The organism is Streptomyces odontomachi (assembly GCF_024435355.1).
Classification (GTDB): domain Bacteria; phylum Actinomycetota; class Actinomycetes; order Streptomycetales; family Streptomycetaceae; genus Streptomyces; species Streptomyces odontomachi.
In genome coordinates this window covers 266,586-287,599 of the sequence record NZ_JAMJWG010000013.1, presented here as the reverse complement: position 1 = coordinate 287,599, position 21,014 = coordinate 266,586, and the positions used below count along the sequence as shown (strand labels likewise).

Annotated in this window: 17 protein-coding genes and 1 pseudogene; 11 read left to right on the top strand and 7 right to left on the bottom strand. The window is 73.0% G+C overall.

What is annotated here, in order from left to right; genetic code table 11:
- Window positions 1-68 precede the first annotated feature (68 nt).
- The 3 genes from NQO67_RS25960 (at window position 69) to NQO67_RS25950 (ending at window position 4,544) form a co-directional block, all read left to right on the top strand.
- Window positions 69-2,300, top strand: a complete 2,232-nt coding sequence (locus NQO67_RS25960) for a putative cobaltochelatase (protein WP_255952668.1) — start codon at window positions 69-71, stop codon at window positions 2,298-2,300.
- On the top strand, window positions 2,300-2,917 hold the full coding sequence (gene cobO, locus NQO67_RS25955; RefSeq protein WP_255952667.1) for a cob(I)yrinic acid a,c-diamide adenosyltransferase: 618 nt from the start codon (window positions 2,300-2,302) through the stop codon (window positions 2,915-2,917). Before NQO67_RS25960 ends, cobO begins: the two co-directional genes overlap by 1 nt.
- A gap of 79 nt (window positions 2,918-2,996) precedes the next feature.
- Complete coding sequence (locus NQO67_RS25950; protein WP_255952666.1) at window positions 2,997-4,544, top strand: cobyrinic acid a,c-diamide synthase CobB; 1,548 nt, start codon at window positions 2,997-2,999, stop codon at window positions 4,542-4,544.
- Between the two features lie 71 nt (window positions 4,545-4,615).
- Here NQO67_RS25950 and NQO67_RS25945 read toward each other — a convergent pair whose 3' ends face one another.
- The gene (locus tag NQO67_RS25945; protein ID WP_255952665.1) at window positions 4,616-5,344 is read right to left on the bottom strand and encodes a ZIP family metal transporter; all 729 of its coding nucleotides are present in this window, start codon (window positions 5,342-5,344) and stop codon (window positions 4,616-4,618) included.
- Window positions 5,345-5,410: 66 nt separating this feature from the next.
- Between NQO67_RS25945 and NQO67_RS25940 the strand changes: the two genes are divergently transcribed.
- Both NQO67_RS25940 and cobC read left to right on the top strand, forming a co-directional pair.
- Window positions 5,411-5,890, top strand: coding sequence for a cobalamin biosynthesis protein (locus tag NQO67_RS25940; RefSeq protein WP_374119098.1), 480 nt, complete (start codon window positions 5,411-5,413; stop codon window positions 5,888-5,890).
- On the top strand, window positions 5,887-7,017 hold the full coding sequence (cobC, locus tag NQO67_RS25935; RefSeq protein ID WP_255952664.1) for an Rv2231c family histidinol phosphate aminotransferase CobC: 1,131 nt from the start codon (window positions 5,887-5,889) through the stop codon (window positions 7,015-7,017). The genes NQO67_RS25940 and cobC overlap by 4 nt, the downstream gene beginning before the upstream one ends.
- Window positions 7,018-7,265: 248 nt before the next feature.
- On the opposite strand, the gene NQO67_RS25930 is transcribed toward cobC, so the two are convergent.
- Window positions 7,266-8,489: an amidohydrolase family protein gene (locus NQO67_RS25930; protein ID WP_255952663.1), complete on the bottom strand. Its 1,224-nt coding sequence runs from the start codon at window positions 8,487-8,489 to the stop codon at window positions 7,266-7,268.
- Between the two features lie 381 nt (window positions 8,490-8,870).
- On the opposite strand from NQO67_RS25930, the gene NQO67_RS25925 reads away from it, so the two are divergent.
- The 5 genes from NQO67_RS25925 to thpD all read left to right on the top strand — a co-directional run bounded on the left by NQO67_RS25925 (window position 8,871) and on the right by thpD (window position 13,978).
- Window positions 8,871-10,079 carry a pyridoxal-phosphate-dependent aminotransferase family protein gene (locus tag NQO67_RS25925; protein ID WP_255952662.1) on the top strand — a complete coding sequence of 403 codons (1,209 nt, stop codon included), beginning with the start codon at window positions 8,871-8,873 and terminating at the stop codon, window positions 10,077-10,079.
- Between the two features lie 463 nt (window positions 10,080-10,542).
- Window positions 10,543-11,085: a diaminobutyrate acetyltransferase gene (gene ectA / locus NQO67_RS25920; RefSeq protein ID WP_255952661.1), complete on the top strand. Its 543-nt coding sequence runs from the start codon at window positions 10,543-10,545 to the stop codon at window positions 11,083-11,085.
- Window positions 11,086-11,175: 90 nt separating this feature from the next.
- The gene (ectB, locus tag NQO67_RS25915) at window positions 11,176-12,447 is read left to right on the top strand and encodes a diaminobutyrate--2-oxoglutarate transaminase (RefSeq protein WP_255952660.1); all 1,272 of its coding nucleotides are present in this window, start codon (window positions 11,176-11,178) and stop codon (window positions 12,445-12,447) included.
- A gap of 229 nt (window positions 12,448-12,676) precedes the next feature.
- Window positions 12,677-13,075: an ectoine synthase gene (locus NQO67_RS25910; RefSeq protein ID WP_255952659.1), complete on the top strand. Its 399-nt coding sequence runs from the start codon at window positions 12,677-12,679 to the stop codon at window positions 13,073-13,075.
- A gap of 3 nt (window positions 13,076-13,078) precedes the next feature.
- Window positions 13,079-13,978 carry an ectoine hydroxylase gene (gene thpD, locus NQO67_RS25905; protein WP_255952658.1) on the top strand — a complete coding sequence of 300 codons (900 nt, stop codon included), beginning with the start codon at window positions 13,079-13,081 and terminating at the stop codon, window positions 13,976-13,978.
- 199 nt (window positions 13,979-14,177) lie between these two features.
- On the opposite strand, the gene NQO67_RS25900 is transcribed toward thpD, so the two are convergent.
- The 3 genes and pseudogenes from NQO67_RS25900 to NQO67_RS25890 form a co-directional block, all read right to left on the bottom strand.
- Window positions 14,178-15,245, bottom strand: a complete 1,068-nt coding sequence (locus tag NQO67_RS25900) for an alkene reductase (RefSeq protein WP_255952657.1) — start codon at window positions 15,243-15,245, stop codon at window positions 14,178-14,180.
- Window positions 15,246-15,402: 157 nt separating this feature from the next.
- Window positions 15,403-15,579, bottom strand: a pseudogene (locus NQO67_RS25895) (aminotransferase class V-fold PLP-dependent enzyme); the annotation flags it as partial.
- Between the two features lie 111 nt (window positions 15,580-15,690).
- Window positions 15,691-17,220: an aldehyde dehydrogenase (NADP(+)) gene (locus NQO67_RS25890; protein WP_255952656.1), complete on the bottom strand. Its 1,530-nt coding sequence runs from the start codon at window positions 17,218-17,220 to the stop codon at window positions 15,691-15,693.
- Between the two features lie 148 nt (window positions 17,221-17,368).
- On the opposite strand from NQO67_RS25890, the gene NQO67_RS25885 reads away from it, so the two are divergent.
- A complete protein-coding gene (locus NQO67_RS25885) occupies window positions 17,369-18,142 on the top strand; it encodes an IclR family transcriptional regulator (RefSeq protein WP_255952655.1) in 774 nt (257 codons plus the stop codon).
- Between the two features lie 318 nt (window positions 18,143-18,460).
- Here the strand turns inward: NQO67_RS25885 and NQO67_RS25880 are convergent, their stop codons facing one another.
- Entirely contained in the window at window positions 18,461-19,621 is a 1,161-nt protein-coding gene (locus NQO67_RS25880; RefSeq protein WP_255952654.1) for a pectinesterase family protein, read from the bottom strand.
- 5 nt (window positions 19,622-19,626) lie between these two features.
- Complete coding sequence (locus NQO67_RS25875) at window positions 19,627-21,006, bottom strand: pectate lyase family protein (RefSeq protein WP_374119097.1); 1,380 nt, start codon at window positions 21,004-21,006, stop codon at window positions 19,627-19,629.
- Window positions 21,007-21,014 lie beyond the last annotated feature (8 nt).

Genomic DNA, 21,014 nt, shown 5'->3' with positions numbered 1-21,014 from the left:
ACGCGCCCCAGCCACCCACACCCCGCAAGCCGCAAGCCGGACCTCACCACCGAATGGAGTGATCCCCCGTGAACGCCCCCTATCCGCTCACCGCGATCGTCGGCATGGCGGACCTGCGGCTCGCGCTGCTGGTGAACGCGGTGTCGCCGCAGATCGGCGGCGTGTTGGTGCGCGGCGAGAAGGGCACGGCGAAGTCCACGGCGGTGCGCGCCCTGGCGGCGGTGCTGCCGGGGGTGCGGGTGGTCGCCGGCTGCCGGTTCGGCTGCGATCCCGCCGCCCCGGACCCGGGCTGCCCGGACGGCCCGCACGAGGGCGGCCCGGGCGTCGAGCGGCCCACGCCGATGGTGGAGTTGCCGGTCGGCGCCGCCGAGGACCGGGTGGTCGGCTCGCTGGACATCGAACAGGCCCTGACGGAGGGCGTGAAGGCCTTCGAGCCGGGCCTGCTGGCCGCCGCACACCGCGGGATCCTCTACGTCGACGAGGTCAACCTCCTCCACGACCACCTGGTCGACGTCCTGCTGGACGCCGCCGCGATGGGTTCCTCGTACGTGGAGCGTGAGGGTGTCTCGGTACGGCACGCGGCGCGTTTCCTGCTGGTCGGCACCATGAACCCGGAGGAGGGCGAGCTGCGTCCGCAGCTGCTGGACCGGTTCGGCCTGACGGTGGAGGTCGCCGCGTCCCGGGAACCCGACGAGCGGGCCGAGGTGGTGCGGCGCCGGCTCGCCTTCGACGCGGACGCCGGGGCGTTCGCCGCCCGTTGGGCCGACGAGGAGGCCGCGCTGCGCGCCCGGATCATGGCCGCGCGACGGCTGCTGCCCGAGGTTCGCCTCGGCGACGGGGTGCTGCGGCAGATCGCGGCGACCTGCGCGGCGTTCGAGGTGGACGGGATGCGCGCGGACATCGTGATGGCCCGCACCGCGACCGCCCTGGCCGCCTGGGCGGGCCGTACTGAAGTGCTCCGGGAGGACGTCCGGCAGGCCGCGCTGCTGGCGCTGCCGCACCGGCGCCGTCGTAACCCCTTCGACGCGCCCGGACTCGACGAGGACCGGCTCGACGAGGTCCTGGACGAGTTCGGCCCGGACGACCCCCCACAGGATCCGCCGGGTGGCAGTGGCGGTGACGGTCAGGACGGCACGTCCGAGGACGGCCGGGACACGGCTGGCGACCACCCCGACGGCCCCGAGGGTCCCGATGACGACCCCGACGGCCCTGGCGGGGGCGCCGCCCCTCCCGGCCCGGGCACGTCGCCCCCGGACGGTGCCGCGCCGCCCGCCGGTCCTGACACCACCGGGCCGCCGCCCGAACCCGCCGGGGCCGGTGACGCCCCCGCCGTCCCCGCGCAGGGCCCGCCGCCCGGGACGGACGGGGCGGACCAGCCGCCGGTGCAGGCCGCGCAGCCGTTCCGCACGAAGCTGCTCACCGTGCCGGGGATCGGCGAGGGCGCGGCCGGGCGGCGGTCGCGTGCGCGCACCGAGCAGGGTCGCACGACGGGCGCACGCCGCCCGCGTGGTGCCCTGACGGCCCTGCACCTGGCCGCCACCGTGCGGGCGGCGGCACCGCACCAGCGGGCCCGCGGGCGCACCGGCACCGGTCTGCTGGTCCGCCGTGACGATCTGCGGCAGGCGGTGCGTGAGGGGCGCGAGGGCAATCTGGTGCTGTTCGTCGTCGACGCCTCAGGATCGATGGCGGCGCGGCGGCGTATGAGCGCGGTGAAGGGCGCGGTGCTGTCCCTGCTGCTGGACGCCTACCAGCGGCGCGACAAGGTCGGCCTGGTGACGTTCCGCGGCACGGCCGCCGCGGTGGCGCTGCCGCCGACGTCGTCCGTGGACACGGCCGCGGCACGGCTCACGTCGCTGCCGACCGGCGGCCGCACCCCGCTGGCGGCCGGATTGCTGCGCGCCCACGAGGTGCTGCGGGTGGAGCGGCTGCGGGACCCGGCGCGCCGGCCGCTGCTGGTGGTCGTCACGGACGGCCGGGCCACCGGCGGCGCGGACCCGCTCGGGCGCGCGGGCCGGGCGGCCGGGCTGTTCGCCGGCGACGGCACGGCGTCGGTGGTGGTGGACTGCGAGTCGGGCCCGGTACGGCTGGGGCTCGCCGGCCGGCTCGCCGGGCAACTCGGCGGCGCCACGGTCACGTTGGGCGAGCTGCGCGCCGAGGCGCTCAGCGGGCTCGTCAGGGACGTCCGCAGCGCCGGGGCGCCGGGAGCGCGCGGCGCGCGGACGGTCGGCGGCAGTGACACCGCGGGCCCCGGCGGAGCCCGCTTCCGGACCATGAACCGATCCGACAGGAGGGCCGCGTAATGCCCCAGGGACAGCCTTCCGTCGTCCCCGACGACGGCCTCACCACCCGCCAGCGCCGCAACCGCCCCCTGGTGCTGGTCCACACCGGCACCGGCAAGGGCAAGTCGACCGCCGCGTTCGGCCTTGCCCTGCGGGCCTGGACCCAGGGGTGGCCGATCGGGGTGTTCCAGTTCGTCAAGTCGGCCAAGTGGCGGGTCGGCGAGGAGAACGCACTCAAGGTGCTGGGCGCATCCGGGGAGGGCGGCACGGTGGCCTGGCACAAGATGGGCGAGGGCTGGTCGTGGATCCAGCGCGCCGGCGACGACGGTGCGAGTGCCCAGCAGACCAACGAGTGGAAGGCCCGCGAGGGCTGGGAGCAGGTCAAGCGCGACCTCGCCGCCGAGACGTACCGGCTGTACGTGCTCGACGAGTTCGCCTACCCGCTGCACTGGGGCTGGATCGACACCGACGAGGTGGTCGCCGTGCTCCGTGACCGCCCCGGCACCCAGCACGTGGTCATCACCGGCCGCAACGCCCCGCAGGCGTTGCTGGACTGCGCCGACCTCGTGACCGACATGACGAAGGTCAAGCACCCGATGGACGCCGGCCAGAAGGGCCAGAAGGGCATCGAGTGGTGAGCGGCCACGGCGCCGTCGCGCGCACCGCCCGGAGCACGGCCGCAAGGCGGCCGCCCGGGCCGGCGAAGGAGGGCGCGCGGTGACCGGGGTGCCGCGGCTGGTGATCGCCGCCCCCGCCTCCGGCAGCGGCAAGACCACCGTCGCCACGGGGCTGATGGCGGCGTTCGCCGAGCGGGGCCTGGCGGTCTCCCCGCACAAGGTCGGTCCCGACTACATCGACCCCGGCTACCACGCGCTGGCGACCGGGCGTCCGGGCCGGAACCTGGACGCGTTCCTGTGCGGCCCCGACCTGATCGCGCCGCTGTTCGCGCATGGCGCTGCCGGCTGCGACCTCGCCGTCGTGGAAGGCGTGATGGGGCTGTACGACGGCGCCTCGGGTCGCGCCGAGCTGGCCTCGACGGCGCAGGTCGCGACCCTGCTACGGGCGCCGGTGGTACTGGTCGTGGACGCCTCGGCGCAGTCCCGTTCGGTGGCCGCGCTGGTGCACGGGTTCGCCACCTGGGAGCCCGGCGTGCGGATCGGTGGCGTGGTCCTGAACAAGGTCGGCTCGCAGCGGCACGAGATGCTGCTGCGGGACGCCTTGGAGGCGTCGGGCGTGCCGGTGCTGGGCGCGTTGCACCGCTCCGAGCAGGTCAGGACCCCGTCGCGGCACCTGGGTCTGGTGCCGGTCGCCGAGCGGCGCACGGCGGCACTGGACGCCGTACGGGCCATGGCCGAGCAGGTGCGCGCGGGATGCGACCTGGAGGCGCTGCTGGCGCTGGCCCGGGGTGCGGGGCCGGTGCCCGGCAGCGCCTGGGATGCGGCCGGTGCCCTGGCGGGCGCGCGGCAGCCCGGCGCGCCGCCGGACAGCACGGACAGCACGGGCAGATCCGGGCCGGCCAGCACGGACAGCTCCGGTGGGGTGCCGCCGGAGGTCGCGGACGGACGGCGGACGGTACGGGTGGACGGAGCACGGGCGGCGCACGGGTCCACGGCGGTGGTGCCTGGTCCGGGCGGCGGGACCGGGCCCGCCGCCCGGCCCGTGGTCGCGGTGGCCGGCGGTCCCGCGTTCACCTTCTCGTACGCCGAGCACATCGAGTTGCTGACGGCGGCCGGTGCGCAGGTGGTGCACGTCGATCCGCTGCGCGACGAGCGGCTTCCGGAGGGCACCGGCGGGCTGGTGATCGGCGGTGGGTTCCCGGAGGTGTACGCGCCGGAGCTGTCGGCCAACACCGCTCTGCGCACGGCGGTCGCCGCCCTGGCCCGCTCGGGTGCGCCGGTGGCGGCCGAGTGCGCCGGGCTGCTGTATCTCGCGCGGTCACTGGACGGTGCGCCGATGTGCGGGGTGCTCGACGCCGAGGCCCGGATGACGGAGCGGCTGACGCTCGGGTACCGGGAGGCCGTCGCGGTGAGCGACGGGGTGCTGGCGGCCGTGGGCACCCGGATGCGCGGGCACGAGTTCCACCGCACGGCGCTCGACCCGGGCGCCGGAGCCGCCCCGGCGTGGGGCATCACCGGGCCCGAGCGGCGCGTCGAGGGCTTCGTCCAGGGCGGCGTGCACGCCAGCTATCTGCACACCCACTGGGCGGCGCGCCCCGACGTCGTCCAGCGCTTCACACAGCGGTGCGCCCGGACGGCACGGGCGTGACGGGCCTGACGCGCGTGACAGGGCTGACGGGCGTGACAGGCGTGTTGGCCGGGTCAGGCGTGTTGGCCGGGTCAGTGCCCGGCGGCGCCGACCACCAGCCACATCAGGCACACGCCGGCGGCGGTGCACAGCAGCGTCGAGCGGGCCGGGTGGCGGTGGCTGGCCTCCGGCAGGATCTCGGCCGCCGCGATGTAGAGCAGCACGCCGCCGAAGAACCCCAGGTAGCAGGCGAGGGCTTGCTCCGGAATGGTGACGAACACCGTGGAAGCGGCGCCCACCACCGGCGCCAGCGCGTCCGCGAACAGCATCGCCAGCGCGCTGCGGCGGGCGCCGCCGTAGGCGCGGGTCACCGTGTACGTGTTGAAGCCGTCGGCGAAGTCGTGCATCACCACGGCGAGCGCCACGGTCAGCCCCACGGCATCGTTCACCTGGAAGGACGCACCGATGGCGACACCGTCGGCGATGCTGTGGCCGACCATCGCCGCGGCGGCGCCGAGCCCGACCTGGGGCACCTGGTCCGGCTGGTGAGCCCCGTGCTCGGCCTGCCGCAGGGCGAGCAGCCGCTCGACGACATGGGCGGCGAGGAAGCCGCCGACGAACAGCAGCAACGCGGCCGGCACGCCGTGGACGTGCTCGCCCGCGCCGTCCAGCGCCTCGGGAAGCAGATCGAAGCCGACCACCCCGAGCATCAGCCCGCCGGCGAAGCCGAGCACCAAGTGCCTCCGGTCGGCGACGTACTGGGCCGTCCAGCCGCCGGCCAGCGTCATCAGAAAGGCACCCAGGGCCACGAGCACGACCATGGTCCTTTGGTATCCGATCCCCCCGGGCGGTGCACACGCGGGGTCGGCGAACGGTGCTGCGGCGCCGTGCAACGCTGCACAGCCGCCGTGCGACGGCGCCTGGTGGTGGGCGTCGGAGCCCGGGCGGGCGTGTCCGAAGCCGAGGTCCTCGGTCTCGTCCTCGACGCGCTGCGCACGGCGGGGCTCCCGGTGGACGCGGTCGCCGAGTTGGCCACCCTCGACGCCCGGGCGGCCGAGCCGGGGCTGCGGGGGGCGGCGGCCCGTCTCGGGGTGCCGCTGGTGGCGTACCCGGCCCCGGAGCTGGCCCGGGTCCCGGTGCCGCATCCGTCGACCCGGGCGCGGGCGGCGGTGGGCACCCCGTCGGTGGCGGAGGCTGCCGCCCTGGCACGCGGCGGCCGGCTGCTCGTGCCCAAGCGCCCCTCTGCGTGCCGTCCGCCACGCGCCACCTGCGCGATCGCCTGCCGCCCCCAGCCCACGCCACCCGGCAGCGGCCCCCGGCGAGGCGTGCGGACCCGACCCGTGACGATCCCCGAGGAGGACCCGTGATTCCCCGCGACGGCAGCGGAGGCACCGAGGCGAGCGGCGCACCGTGGCAGGACCTGCGGCACCACGGCGATGCGGAGGTGCGCGGGGGCGGCCTCGTGGATCTGGCCGTGAACGTGCGCACCGGCACTCCCCCGCCGTGGCTGCGGCGGCGGATCGCCGCATCGCTGGACGGGCTGGCCGCGTACCCGGACGGGCGGGCCGCACGGGCCGCGGTCGCGGCACGCCATGGTGTCCCGACGGCCCGGGTGCTGCTCACCGCGGGTGCCGCGGAGGCGTTCGTCCTGCTGGCACGGTCCCTGAAGGTGACCGCGCCGGTCGTGGTGCACCCGCAGTTCACCGAGCCGGAGGCGGCGCTGCGCGACGCCGGGCACACGGTGCGGCGCGCGCTGTTGCACGCGGCCGACGGGTTCCGGCTCGACGCCTCCGCCGTGCCGGAGGACGCCGACCTGGTCGTCGTCGGCAACCCGACCAACCCGACGTCCGTCCTGCACCCGGCCCGTGTGGTGGCAGCGCTGGCCCGACCGGGACGGGTACTGGTGGTCGACGAGGCCTTCATGGACGCGGTGCCGGGCGAGCCGGAGTCCCTGGCGGGCCGCACCGACCTGCCCGGCCTCGTGGTCCTGCGCAGCCTGACGAAGACCTGGGGCCTCGCCGGGCTGCGCATCGGTTACGTGCTCGCGGCCCCGGAGACCATCGCGGACCTGGCGCGCGCCCAGCCGCTGTGGCCGGTCTCCACCCCCGCCCTGGCCGCCGCCGAGGCGTGCATGGAGCCCACCGCGCTGGCCGAGGCGGAGGGCGCCGCCACGGCGCTCACGGCGCACCGGGACCACCTGGTCACGGGCCTCACCCGGCTGGGCGCCACGGCCCCTGCCGACCGCCGCCTCACCGTGGTGGGCCCGGCCCGAGCGCCGTTCGTCCTGGTACGGCTGCCGGGCGCGGACGAGGTACGGGTGCGGCTGCGGGAGCGGGGCGTGGCGGTGCGACGCGGCGACACGTTTCCCGGCCTCACCCCGGACTGGCTCCGCATCGCGGTCCGCGACCGCGCCACCACGGACCACTTCCTGGACGCCCTGGCGGACGTCCTGCCCGCCTCGCACCGCCTGCGGCCGCGCGGCGGTGCCGCGTAGGGGCGCGGGGTCTGCGCGCCCAGCCACGACGAAACCGTCAGGTCACCACCGCCCCCAGCCCCCCAAGGGGCAGCCCCTGCCACATCCGGACCACCGGCCGGTGGGTGGTTGCTCGCGCAGTTCCCCGCGCCCCTAAACAGGCGCCCCCGGCGCCCCCTCGGGGATCGCGGAGCTCACGGCACAGCCGCGCCCCCATGCAGGCGCCCCCGGCGCCACACCCCGCGGGCACCGCGCCGGGGGGCACCCCGTCACCCCACCACACGCCCGTTAAGCACGACGTGCTGCGGGTCCGCCAGGGTCCGCACCTCCACCCGTGGATCCTCCTCGTACACCACGAGGTCGGCGGGCGCGCCCTCATCGAGCGCCGGGCGCCCGAGCCAGTCTCGGGCGCCCCACGTGGCGGCGTTCAGGGCGCTGACCACCGGGAGGCCGGCCCGCACCAGTTCGATGACCTCGCTGACCAGCAGCCCGTGTGCGAGGCCGCCGCCGGCGTCGGTGCCGGTGTAGATCGGGATCCCGGCGTCGTAGGCGGCGCGCACCGTTGCGTAGCGGCGCTCGTGGAGCTGGCGCATATGGTCCGACCAGCGCGGAAACTTCGACTCTGCGCCCCGGGCGAGATCCGGGAAGGTGGCGATGTTGATGAGCGTGGGAACGATGGCCACGCCCCGCTCGGCGAAGAGCGGGATGGTCTCCTCGGTGAGACCGGTGGCGTGTTCGATGCAGTCGATGCCGGCCTCGACCAGGTCGCGCAGCGAGTCCTCGGCGAAGCAGTGCGCGGTGACCCGGGCCCCGAGCCGGTGCGCCTCGGCGATGGCGGCCTCGACGACGTCGCGCGGCCAGCAGGCGGTGAGGTCGCCCACTCCGCGGTCGATCCAGTCGCCGACGAGCTTCACCCAGCCGTCCCCGCGACGTGCTTCGCGCGCCACGTAGGCGACCAGCTCGGGCGGTTCGATCTCGTGGGCGTAGTTGCGGATGTAGCGACGGGTTCGCGCGATGTGCCGGCCGGCGCGGATGATCTTCGGCAGGTCCGCGCGGTCGTCCACCCAGCGGGTGTCGGTCGGGGAGCCGGCGTCGCGCAGCAGCAGGGCGCCGACGTCCCGGTCGGTCAGGGCCTGCTTCTCGGCGATCTCGGCGGGCACCGGGCCGTGCGGATCGAGGCCGACGTGGCAGTGCGCGTCGACCAGGCCCGGCAGCACCCAGCCGGTGACGGTGCGCACGTCGCGGACGGTGGCCGGCCGGTCGTAGGTGATCCGGCCGCCGACCACCCACAACTCGTCCCGTACGTCCTCGGGCCCGGCCAGGATCCGGCCCTTCACATGCAGCGCGACGCCGCCCGTCGGCACGGCGCTCCGCGCGCTCCCGACGGTGGTCGGGGCGGTGTCCACCCGTCCCGTCACCACCGTCGTGCGGCCGTCCGTGTCCACCGTTTCCGTCCCGCCCGTTCGCCGTCCCGGCGCAGCCTCGTCGCTCATGTCTCGCAGCTTAGGAGGCGCCGCCCCCGGCCGGGACGTCCCCTCCAGGGCTGCCCCCGCGGAATCCGGGTGCACCTCCCTCAGCGGGACCTTCAGGGGGACGAGAGCCACGCCCTGGAACTCCCTCAGGGGGGACGAGAGCCACGCCCTGGAGCGCCTGCGGCGGCGTGGCCGTGCGGTACCACCCGGGGGCACCTGCCGCGGTCCGGCGGGCGTGGGAGAGGCTTGCGGGCGGGGGACGTCTCAGGGGAACCCAGCGGAACCGCTCGCTGATCCCGCCTGATCCGGCAGAAAGACCCTAGGCTCCTCGGGACGGCGCCCTGACCGCATGGGTGGCCGCCGGGTCCGTCGGCGGCCAAGACGCATTCGAAAGGCACACCCGTGACGCATCCCTATCTGGACCTGGCCCCTTACACCGCCGCGCAGTTCGCCGACGTCGAGCGACGGCTCGCCCGGCTGATGTCCACCGAGCACGATGTGGTGATCATGCAGGGCGAGGCGCTGTTGCCGCTGGAGGGCTGCATCCGCGGCGTCGCCGGTCCTGACACCACCGCGCTGAACGTGATCACGGGCCCGTACGGGCACACCTTCGGCGGCTGGCTGCGCGACTGCGGCGCGCGCGTGATCGACCTCGAGGTGCCGTTCCACGCCGCGGTACGGCCGGAGCAGGTCGCCGCGGCCCTCGAGGAGCATCCGGAGATCGACTTCGTCTCGCTGGTGCACGCGGAGGCCGCGACGGGGAACACCAACCCGGTCGCCGCGATCGGCGAGGTGGTTCGGGCGCACGGCGCGTTGTTCATGCTCGACGCGGTCGCCTCGGTGGCCGCCGAGCCGCTGCTGACCGACGCATGGGGCATCGACCTGTGCGTGATCGGCGGGCAGAAGGCGATGGGCGGCCCGGCCGGGGTCTCCGCGGCCGCGGTCAGTGCGCGTGCCTGGCAGCGGATGGCCGCGAACCCGCGGGCGCCGCGCCACTCGTACCTGTCGCTGCTGGACTGGAAGGAACGCTGGATCGACGCCGGCCGTCGCGCGCTGCCGCATGCGCCGGCGCAGTTGGAGATGCTGGCGCTGGACGCCTGTCTGGAGCGGATCGAGCAGGCCGGCCCCGCGGCGGTGCAGGCCCGGCACGCCGCCGCTGCGGCGGCCGTGCGCGCCGGCACGCTCGCGCTCGGCGGCGGACTCGAGCCCTTCGTGCACGAGGCCGGCGACGCGGCGCCGGTGGCCACCACGCTGCGCACCCCGCCGGATGTCGACGCCACCGACCTGGTGACGCGGGCACGGGCCACGGATCCGACGCTCCCGCTGGTCGCCGGGGGCGGCGCGCTGGCGCGGGAGATGATCCGGGTGAACCACTACGGACCGGACGCACGGCCCGAGGTGGTGATCGCCGCCCTCGCGGCGCTGGGCGTGGTGCTGGCCGACTCGGGGGCCAGGGTCGATGTGGACGGCGCCCGCAACGCGGCACTGCGTGCCGGTCAGGCCACGGAGAGTGCGGCGATCGGCGGCGAGCCGGCGAAGACCGCGGAGACGCAGAAGGGTGAGAAGGAGAGCGAGAACGAGAGCGAGAAGGAGAGCGAGAAGACGGCGTAGGGCTGCGTCGGGGTGGGGCAGCGGTGCGGTTCTCACCCGAACGGCGGATGACCCGGCGGCGTATTTCGGCGGCGGTTGCCGCCCGATCCGCCGCCCTCGTCGGGCCGTTTCCGCCACCCCGCCCCGAAGCGCTCTTTCCAGAGAATTCAGCGTCATTTCGACAGACGGAATTCGGAAATGCGAATCATCGCAGCTTCCCGTATTCTTCTGCCCCGTTTCCGCGGGCCTAAACGCCCCTGTTTCAGATGGCCCCACCAAGCAATTCGAGCGGTTCTCGATCACGTTACACACATGTGACCGACTCCACATCTCGCCCGTTTTGCCCCATCATTTCCGGGCAAAGCCACCCGACTAACCGGCTCAGCGCGCGACATCACGCGCACGCGCGATAACATATCGGCGGCTCCTTCGTAACCCCGCCTCGCGATGCATTTTCGAAAAGCCCTGGGTAAGTTAAATAAACATGACCGCTGCACAGGCAGACCTGCAACCGCAATTCCTGGAAATGCCCGAGGGCCTGCGGATCGACCACCCGAGCGTCGCGGACGGAGCCGAGCTCTGGCGCATCGCGCGGGACTCGGAGACCCTCGACGTGAACTCGTCGTACAGCTATCTGCTGTGGTGCCGCGACTTCGCGGGTACATCGGTCGTGGGGCGTGGCCCCGACGGCGAACCGGTCGGCTTCATCACCGGCTACCTGAGACCCGACCGACCCCGCACCCTGCTGGTGTGGCAGGTGGCCGTGGACCAGCAGCACCGTGGCAAGGGCCTGGCCGCCGCCCTCCTCGACGGCCTGACCGCGCGGGTCTCGGCAGAGCGAGGCCTGATCGGCCTGGAGACGACCATCACCCCGGGCAACACCGCATCGGAGCGGCTGTTCACCTCGTTCGCCAAGCGGCACTCCGTGCCACTGGAGCGTGAGGTGCTGTTCCCCGCGGGCGTGTTCCCCAAGGGCGCGGAGCACGACCCCGAGGTGCTGTACCGCATGGGCCCCTTCGACTTCTGAGCGGCTCACGTGCACCCGGCCGGACAACCGGACCGGGTCCCCCACCCCTCTCAGGCGACATCTTCACCCCTGATCTCCCAGGAGAATGCTGTGACCATCACCCAGCCGGACCTGAGCGTCTTCCAGACTCTGGAGTCGGAGGTGCGCAGCTACTGCCGCGGCTGGCCCACCGTCTTCGACCGGGCGCAGGGCAGCCACATGTACGACGAAGACGGCCACGACTACCTGGACTTCTTCGCCGGAGCCGGGTCACTGAACTACGGGCACAACAACCCGGTGCTCAAACGCGCCCTCATCGACTACCTGGAGCGAGACGGTGTCACGCACGGTCTCGACATGTCGACCACCGCCAAACGCGCCTTCCTGGAGTCCTTCCAGGACCTCGTGCTGCGGCCCCGTGACCTGCCGTACAAGGTCATGTTCCCGGGCCCGACCGGCACCAACGCGGTGGAGTCGGCGCTGAAGCTGGCCCGCAAGGTCAAGGGCCGCGAGTCCATCGTGTCCTTCACCAACGCCTTCCACGGCATGTCGCTGGGTTCGCTCGCGGTGACCGGAAACGCCTTCAAGCGGGCCGGTGCGGGCGTCCCGCTGGTGCACGGCACACCGATGCCGTTCGACCACTACCTGGACGGGCGGGTGCCGGACTTCCTCTGGTTCGAGCGGCTGCTGGAGGACCAGGGCTCCGGTCTCAACCAGCCCGCCGCGGTGATCGTGGAGACCGTGCAGGGCGAGGGCGGCATCAACGTGGCACGCCCGGAGTGGCTGCACGCCCTCGCCGAGCTGTGCGCCCGCCGCGACATGCTGCTGATCGTCGACGACATCCAGATGGGCTGCGGCCGCACCGGTGCCTTCTTCTCCTTCGAGGAGTCGGGCATCGTGCCGGACATCGTCACCGTCTCGAAGTCGATCAGCGGCTACGGGATGCCGATGGCGCTGTGCCTGTTCAAACCCGAGCTGGACGTGTGGGAGCCGGGCGAGCACAACGGCACCTTCCGCGGCAACAACCCGGCCTTCGTCACCGCCTCCGCCGCCCTGGAGACCTACTGGAGCGACGGGCCCGCCATGGAGAAGCAGACGCTCTCGCGCGGGCAGCAGGTCGCCGAGGCGCTGGGTGCGGTGCAGGACGAGCACCGCGGTGAGATCAAGGAGGTGCGCGGCCGGGGCCTGGTGTGGGGCATGGAGTTCCACGACAAGGCACGGGCCGGCGCGGTCGCCCGGCGGGCCTTCGAACTCGGGCTGCTCGTCGAGACGTCGGGCCCCGAGAGCGAGGTCGTCAAGCTCCTGCCCGCGCTCACGATCACCCCGGATGAGCTGGACGAGGGCCTGCGGACCCTCGCCCGTGCCGTACGCGAGACCAACTGAACCGCACGGCACCAACACGGGGGTGTGCGGGTCGCACCATCCGGCGGCCGGGCGGGGCTCCGCCCCCATCCGCCTGCCGGTGGCGCACCCGGCACCCCCGCACTGCGGACCGCGCCGGGCCCGAACCGCCGGCCGCACCACGAGAATCACGACCCGCACGCTCCGCGGTCGGCCGAGGCGTCGGACGCGGACGGGCGGGCAGAGCACAGAGAAGAGGCGTCGAGCAGACGTGATCGTCCGATCTTTCAAGGACATCGAAGGCACCGACCGGCACATCAAGTCCGCGTCGGGCACATGGGAGAGCAAGCGGATCGTCCTCGCCAAGGAAGGGGTCGGCTTCTCGCTGCATGAAACGATTCTCTACGCGGGTACTGAGACCACGATGTGGTACGCGAACCACATCGAGGCCGTGCTCTGCGTGGAGGGCGAGGCCGAGCTGACCAACGAGGAGACGGGCGAGAAGCACATGATCACGCCCGGCACGATGTACCTGCTGAACGGTCACGAGCGACACACCATGCGGCCCAAGACGGACTTCCGGTGTGTCTGCGTCTTCAACCCGCCCGTGACCGGACGGGAGGACCACGACGAGAATGGTGTGTACCCACTTCTGACCGAGGAGGGCTGAGAGATGACCGTCACCCCCGAGAAGACCGACGACCTGTACCCGAGCCGTGGCGCGACGGAGGTCTCCATCCCGCGCCGGGACCCGGTGGTGTGGAGCGAGCCGGGTGCCCCGGGGCCGATCACCGCGAGCGACCTTGCGGGGTTCGAGCGTGACGGTTTCCTCGCCATCGACGAGCTCATCGGCCCGGACGAGGTGGCGGTCTACCGGCGCGAACTCGACCGGCTGATCAACGATCCGCAGGTACGCGCCGACGACCGCTCCATCATCGAGCCGCAGTCCCAGGAGATCCGTTCGGTCTTCGAGATCCACCGGCTCAGCCAGGTCTTCGCCGACCTGGTGCGCGACGAGCGGGTGGTGGGCCGGGCCCGCCAGATCCTGGGCTCCGAGGTGTACGTGCACCAGTCCCGGATCAATGTGAAGCCGGGCTTCGGCGCGTCGGGCTTCTACTGGCACTCGGACTTCGAGACCTGGCACGCGGAGGACGGGCTGCCGAACATGCGCACCGTCTCGGTGTCGATCGCGCTGACCGAGAACTTCGACACCAACGGCGGCCTGATGATCATGCCGGGGTCGCACAAGACGTTCCTCGGCTGCGCGGGCGCCACCCCGCAGGACAACTACAAGAAGTCCCTCCAGATGCAGGACGCCGGCACCCCGTCCGACGAGGCGCTGACCGGCTTCGCCGAGAAGCACGGCATCAAGCTGTTCACCGGCCGGGCGGGCTCGGCGACCTGGTTCGACTGCAACTGCATGCACGGCTCCGGGGACAACATCACCCCGTTCCCGCGCAGCAACGTCTTCATCGTCTTCAACAGCGTGGAGAACGAGGCGGTTGCGCCCTTCGCGGCGCCGGTTCCCCGACCGGACTACATCGGGGCGCGGGACTTCACGCCCGTGCGGTAGCGCCCTATGGGGGCGCGGGGAACTGCGCGAGCAACCCGCCACCGGTCCGGTGGGCCGGCTGCGACGGAAACAGCCCCTTCGGGACGGTGACGACCCGAAGGTCTCGTCGTGGCCGGTCGCGCCCCGCGGCGGAGCCGCATGTCAAACGCAGCCCCGCGCCCCTTTTGGGTACTTCACGCCCATAAAGGCGTCCTCGGCGTCAGAGCGTCGGGTAGTCCGTGTACCCCTGCGCGCCGCCACCGTAGAACGTGGCCGCGTCAGGCACGTTGTACGGTCCGCCCTGGCGCAGTCGGGCCGGCAGGTCCGGGTTGGCCAGGAACAGCGCGCCGAACGTGATGACGTCGGCGGTGCCGTCCTCGATCAGGGCCAGCTCCTGCGGACCGGTGTGCCGGGGAGCCGTCGCCGGGTTGAGCAGGAAGGCGCCGGAGAACAGGCCGCGCAGGGTGTGCGTGAGGTCGCGCAGCTGCGACGACACCTCGCCGACGTGCAGATAGGCGAGGCCGAACTGGTCGAGCTCCTTCACCAGCGCGGTGTACGCGGGCTCCGGCTCCGGTTCGTCGATGTCGTTGAAGGGGTTGCCGGGCGAGATCCGGATGCCCGTGCGGTCACCGCCGATCTCCGCGGCCACCGCCCTGGCGGTCTCGACCGCGAACCGGATCCGTCCTTCGACCGAGCCGCCCCACTCGTCCGTACGGCGGTTGGAGCCGGGGGCGAGGAACTGGTGGATGAGATAGCCGTTGGCACCGTGCAGTTCGACCCCGTCGAATCCGGCGTCGACCGCGCGGCGCGCCGCGGCGGCGAAGTCGGCGATGGTCGTCCGGACTTCGGCGCCGGTCAGCTCGCGCGGCACGACGAAGTCCTGTAGCGCCCGGCCGGTGAAGACCTGGCCCCGGGCGGCGACGGGGGACGCCCCCACGTTCACCAGGCCCTCGGGCAGCACGTCCGGGTGGCCGATCCGGCCGGCGTGCATGATCTGGGCGAAGATCCGGCCGCCTCTTCGGTGCACGGCATCGGTCACCCGGCGCCAGCCGGCCACCTGGGCGGCGGTGTGCAACCCGGGTGTGCCCGGGTAGCCCTGGCCCACGGCGGAGGGTTGGACGCCCTCGCTGATGATGAGGCCGGCCGTGGCACGCTGCGCGTAGTACTCGACGGTCAGCTCGTCCGGCACGCCGTCGTGGCCCACCCTGCTGCGTGTCATGGGTGCCATGGCGATGCGGTTGGCGAGCGGGACGCCGCCCAAATCGATGGGGTCGAACGCGGTGGTCATGGACGCTCCAGGGCTCTGTGTGACGGTTCGAGAGTCCCCAACGCCACGGCCCCGGCCGGTTAATCCCCGACCGGCACGAACGGACCACATGGCAACACCGCGTTCATATGAACGTGCCTCGCATGTGAACGTGCCTCGCACAGGAACGTGCCTCGGGTCAGCCCGCGAGGGCGTTCAGCAGGTGGTCCACGTCTGCCGTCGAGTTGTAGAGGTGGAAGGCGGCCCGCAGGTTGCCCGCGCGGTCGGAGACCCGGATGCCCGCACGGCTCAGTTGGTCCTGGCGGTGGCCGAGGCCGGGCACCGCCACGATCGGCGACCCGGGGACGGGCCGCGGCGGCGCCCTCGCCCGGGGCGGGTCCATCGGGCCCGTGCCGGCGTCGGTCCCGGCGAACCGGACGGGCCGCCGGTGGCACCGGCGGCCCGCTTGTCGGCTATGTCCCGAATCTCAGCGCTCCAGCCGGCCGTTGAAGCGGCGCGGCAGGCCCAGCGGGTTGTCGTCGCGCAGCTCGGGCGGGAGGAGCGCCTCGGGGACGCCCTGGTAGGCCACCGGGCGCAGCCAGCGCTCGATCGCGGTGCCGCCCACGGAGGTGGACGTCGACGTGGTGGCCGGGTAGGGGCCGCCGTGGTGCTGGGCGGGGGCGACCGCCACGCCGGTGGGCCAGCCGTCCACCAGCACCCGGCCGGCCAGCGGGGTGACCTCGGCGATGAGCGCGGGCCCGTGGCCCTCGCCGGCGGCCTCGTCGGCGGACAGGTGCACGGTCGCGGTGAGGTTCCCGGGCAGCCGGGACAGCACGGCGGTGGCCTCGGCGTCGTCCGCGTAGCGTGCCAGGACGGTGACGGGTCCGAAGCACTCCTCCAGCAGCAGGTCGTGCGCGCCGGAGGCGGCGAGCCGGGTGGCGGGCACGGTCAGGAAGCCCGCGGCGACGGTGTGCTCCCCGCCGTTGCCGGGGGTGACCGGTGCCTCGACGTCCGGCAGCGCGGCACGCTCGGCGACGCCCGCGATGAAGTTCTCCCGCATCCGGTGGTCGAGCAGCACTCCGGCCTCGGTGTTGCTGACGGCGTCGGTGAGCGCCTTGACGAGCCGGTCTCCGGCCGCGCCCTCGGGCGCCAGCACCAGGCCGGGCTTCACGCAGAACTGCCCGACGCCCATCGTCATGGAGCCGGCGAGCCCGGCGCCGATCTGCTCGGCGCGCTCCGCTGCGGCCGCTTCGGTGACCACGACCGGGTTCAGGGAGCCCAGCTCGCCGTGGAAGGGGATCGGCGTCGGCCGGGCGGCCGCGGCGTCGAACAGCGCGCGACCGCCGCGCACCGAACCGGTGAACCCGGCGCCGGCGACCAGCGGATGGGAGACCAGCTCGACGCCCGCGTCGAAGCCGTGCACCAGGCCGACCACGCCCTCGGGGATGCCGTGCTCGGCGGCGGCGCTCCGCAGCAGCGCGGCGACCAGCTCGGACAGGGCCGGGTGGTCGGGGTGGGCCTTGACGACGACGGGGCAGCCGGCGGCCAGCGCGCTCGCGGTGTCGCCGCCTGCGACCGAGAAGGCGAAGGGGAAGTTGGACGCCGAGTAGACGGCGATCACGCCGAGCGGCACCTTGTAGCGGCGCAGGTCGGGGATGGGCGGTGTGGCCGTGGCGTCGGGGTGGTTGATGATGACGCCGAGGTACTCGCCCTCCGCCACGATGTCGGCGAAGGCCCGCAGCTGGTAGCAGGTGCGGGCGAGCTCGCCGATCAGCCGGGTGGGGCCGAGCGCCGTCTCGGCGTCGGCGGCCTCCACCAGACGGTCCTTCGCGCCGTCGAGCCAGTCGGCGGCGGAGCGCAGGAAGGCCGCACGCACCGTGCGGTCGGCGAGGGCGCCGCGCGCCGCGTGCGCCGCCCGGACGGCCTGGTCGACCTCCTCGGCGCTCGCCTCCACCGCGACCTGCTCGCGCTGCTTCCCGGTTCGGGGGTCGACACTCCAGACTGGTGCTGCTGCCACCGCGGATTCCTCCAGATGTATGCGTCTCATCGGAGATATCACCAGGAGACATGCACCCCCGCCAGGCCGTTCGATATGCTGAACGCTGTCTCTGATGATGAATTCTCCGTTCGGAGACTATTTCTCGGCGAACGAAGGGGTCAAGGGCATGTCGGCAGTCGAGACAGGCGGCGGAGCGCAGGTCAAGTCCGCTGTGCGCACCGTGGAACTGCTGGAGTTCTTTGCCGGCAGCCCCGGGATGCACTCACTGGCCGCTGTACAGGAAGCCGTCGGGTATCCCAAGTCAAGTCTGTATATGTTGCTGCGTACCCTCGTCGACCTCGGTTGGGTCGAGACGGACGCCACAGGCACACGGTACGGCATCGGGGTGCGCGCCCTGCTCGTCGGTACCTCCTACATCGACGGTGACGAAGTGGTGGCCGCGGCCCGGCCGACGTTGGACCGGCTCTCCGACGACACCACCGAGACGATCCACCTGGCCCGCCTGGACGGCACCAACGTGGTGTACCTCGCCACCCGCCAGTCCCAGCACTATCTGCGTCCCTTCACGCGGGTCGGCCGGCGGCTGCCCGCGCACTCCACCTCCCTGGGCAAGGCGCTGCTCGCCACGTACCCGGACGAGCAGGTCCGCAAGATGCTGCCGGAGACGCTGCCCGCGCTCACCGACCACACCATCACCGACCGCGAGAAGCTCATCGCCGAGCTGCACCAGGTGCGCGAGCAGGGCTTCGCGGTGGACCGCGAGGAGAACACCGTCGGTCTGCGCTGCTTCGGCGTCGCCGTCCCCTACCGCACCCCGGCGCGGGACGCGATCAGTTGCTCGGTGCCGGTGGCTCGGCTCACGCCGGCGCATGAGCAGACGGTGAAGGACGCGCTGTTCGACGCCCGCGACCGCTTGACCCTGGCGACTCGTCGCCTGTGACCGGGTGCCCTGGCCCCTTTGCGCCGGAGGCAGCCTGACGGCCTCGTCGGGGCTTGTCGCGCAGTTCCCCGCGCCCCCAAGTGCGCCGTAGGCACCCTGCGCCCAACGGCCACCACGAAAAGGGGCGCGGGGAACTGCGCGAGCGACCACCCACCGGCCCGGCGGACCGGCCACGACAGGAACAGCCCCTTCGCGTCGGTGACGAACCAGCGGTCTCGTCGTGGCTGGTCGCTCCCCACTGCCTGGAAGGCGTGGGAGGTACCCCCAGTTCCCCGCGCCCCTTGCTGGGCACTACGTGCCCGTCGGGGGGTTCGGGCGTCAGCCCGAAGGCGGGGTCCAGCTGCCGAGGTACACCGCCTTCGTGTACTGGCTCGCCTGGCTGTCGGTGAGTTGGGGCCGGTTCGCCGGGACCGAGATCTGCGCGCCGGCGCCGGTGTTGTGGTACTCGGCGAACCGCTGGTTCTGCCAGGGGTAGGAGTCGGACATGTTGGCGTACGGCGTCTTGGCGTCGATGCCCTGGTCCATGTCGGTCTCGCGGACGGTCAGCATCGGGCGTGCGGTGGTGTCCGACGACGGCACCCAGGGCCGGGCCAGCTTGTAGTAGCCCGCCGGTGCCGCGCTGGTGATGGTCGAGTTGATCACGAGGTAGCCGTGCGGGTTGGCCACCGCGGTGCTCGGTGCGAAGACGAAGCCGAACGGGGCGCCGGAGAGGTCCGTGCGGACCAGCGTGTGGAAGTGGCAGCCGTCGTAGACGGCGGTGCCGCGACCGAAGACGAAGTCGACGTCGCCCTCCACGTAGCAGTTCTTGAAGTACTGCCGGGCGAAGGTGGACAGGGAGGCGCTGTCGGCGTAGAGCGTGTCCTGGTGGCCGAGGAAACGGCAGTTCAGGAAGGCCGCGCGGTCGCCCTTGACGAGGATCGCCACCGCCTGGGTGCCGGACCAGCCGGGGTGGTCCTTGCGCAGCCAGTCGTTGGCGAAGGTGATGCCGCGTGCGGTGAACCCGTCGGCCTGCACGGTGACGGTGGCGGACCCGCTGGTGCCGTAGGTGCCGCCGCCCGGCTTGGTGGTGCCCGCCGAGTTGTTGTAGACGATGACGGTGTCGGTGGCCTGGCCGCTCTGGGAGGCGAGCGTCAGGTTCGTCTTGCTGGACGGCACGGTGACGATCTCGCGGTACGTCCCGGGCGCGAGGGTGATGGTGTCACCGCTGGAGGCCGCGTCGATGGCGCCCTGCACGGTGGTGGCGTCGACACCGGCCCCACCGGACGGGTCGACCCGCAGGGTGCGGGCTTTGCGGGTGCGCGGAGCGTGCTGCTCGGCGGCGCGGACGCCCGCGGCGGGCGCGAGCGCCAGGGCTGCCGCGGTCGCGGCGGCGCCGGTCAGCAGGGCGCGGCGCCCGGGGCGGGCGGAGGTGCGCTCGGCGGACGTCGGCGCCTGCTCCGGGGAAGGCTCTGGTGAACGGTGCCAGGGAAGTCCGGACATGACTCTCATCCTGCCTTTCCGATGTTTCCAGCGCCCGCGCCCCGGTCGACGATGCCGGGTACGGCACCCGGGTCGTCGACCTCGGTGCGCAGGGTGGGGGTCCAGCCCGCGTCGTCGCCGAGCGGGGTGTCGGGGTTGGCGGCGTTGAAGGCGGCCAGCAGGTCCACCTCGTGGCCGTTGACATGGTTGTGGTCCGCGGTGAGCCCGGTGCCCTTCCAGTAGGCGATGACCCGGCTCGGGTCGACGCCGTCGGGCAGGGTGAACGCGTTGTCCTCGGCGACCAGATGGGACGAGACGCCGACGCCCAGGCTGTACACGTAGGAGGCGGCGTCGCTCACCACGTAGTGGTTGTTGTAGGCGTCGACCTGGCCGAAGCGGACCCGCGGGGCGCGCTCGCCGAGGTCCTTGAAGAGGTTGTGGTGCAGCGTCACCCGCAGGTGGCCCTCGTCGGTGGACGCCGCGCTGTCGCTGTTGCCGAACAGCAGCGTCTTGTCGTGGTCGGCGAAGGTGTTCCAGGACGCGGTCACGTCGTCGGCGCCCTTGACCACGTCCAGCTCACCGTCGTGCTGCTGGTAGATCCGGTCGTAGTAGTACGGCTGCGCGCTGTCGGGACGGCGGCCGTCGGTGAACGTGTCGTGGTCGATCCAGACGTGCGAGGCGCCGTACACGACCAGGTTGTCGTACTCGGAGTTCCAGTTGCCGGTGTCGCCGTCGGTCGGGTCCCACTGGGGGAAGCAGTCGAAGGCGTCCTCGAAGGTGAGGTTGCGGACGATGACGTTGTCCACGGCCTTGACCTGGAGGTCGCCGCTGAGGATGCGGGCGTCGGTGCCGAGGCCGACGATGGTGGTGTCGGACGGCACCTTCACCTCGACCCGGGCCGCCTGGTTGGCGGCGGACGCGGCGCGTGCGTCCTCCTGCGGGCCGCTGGGCACCTCGTCGCGGCCCCAGGTGTCGGGGTCGTAGGCGGCCAGGTAGGCGTCCAGGCTGTAGCCGTCCGTCGCGTAGTCGTCGCAGGTCAGCGGCGCGCCCGAGGCGTCGGTGTTGAAGTCGATGGTGCCCTTGACCTGGATGATGCGCGGCTGGCCCGGGTCGGACTCCAGGGCGGCGACCAGTTCCGTCCGGTTGGTGACGGTGTAGGTGTGCGCGGCGTCGGCGGCGGCGCCGCCGCTGGTCCCGTCGCCCTCCGAGCCCCAACCGTCACCATCGGCGAGCGTCTCATGGCTCAGGTCCCGCACCTGCGGGCAGGCCTGCGCGATGCCCAGCGTGCCCGTCACGGCGAGCACCAGGGCGGTGCAGCCGACCAGTGCGGTGCGCGTCGCGGGGATACGCGCCAGGGCACGGGCGTGACGCAGGGTTCTGTGGATGTGCATGGTGCGACTCCTCATCGGATCAG

Excerpts from the sequence above, each read along its gene's own strand:
- cobO (WP_255952667.1), top strand. The coding sequence starts at position 2,300 with ATGCCCCAGGGACAGCCTTCCGTCGTCCCCGACGACGGCCTCACCACC.
- NQO67_RS25945 (WP_255952665.1), bottom strand. The coding sequence starts at position 5,344 with ATGGTCGTGCTCGTGGCCCTGGGTGCCTTTCTGATGACGCTGGCCGGC.
- NQO67_RS25930 (WP_255952663.1), bottom strand. The coding sequence starts at position 8,489 with ATGAGCGACGAGGCTGCGCCGGGACGGCGAACGGGCGGGACGGAAACG.
- ectA (WP_255952661.1), top strand. The coding sequence starts at position 10,543 with ATGACCGCTGCACAGGCAGACCTGCAACCGCAATTCCTGGAAATGCCC.
- thpD (WP_255952658.1), top strand. The coding sequence starts at position 13,079 with ATGACCGTCACCCCCGAGAAGACCGACGACCTGTACCCGAGCCGTGGC.
- NQO67_RS25900 (WP_255952657.1), bottom strand. The coding sequence starts at position 15,245 with ATGACCACCGCGTTCGACCCCATCGATTTGGGCGGCGTCCCGCTCGCC.
- NQO67_RS25885 (WP_255952655.1), top strand. The coding sequence starts at position 17,369 with ATGTCGGCAGTCGAGACAGGCGGCGGAGCGCAGGTCAAGTCCGCTGTG.
- NQO67_RS25880 (WP_255952654.1), bottom strand. The coding sequence starts at position 19,621 with ATGTCCGGACTTCCCTGGCACCGTTCACCAGAGCCTTCCCCGGAGCAG.
- NQO67_RS25875 (WP_374119097.1), bottom strand. The coding sequence starts at position 21,006 with ATGAGGAGTCGCACCATGCACATCCACAGAACCCTGCGTCACGCCCGT.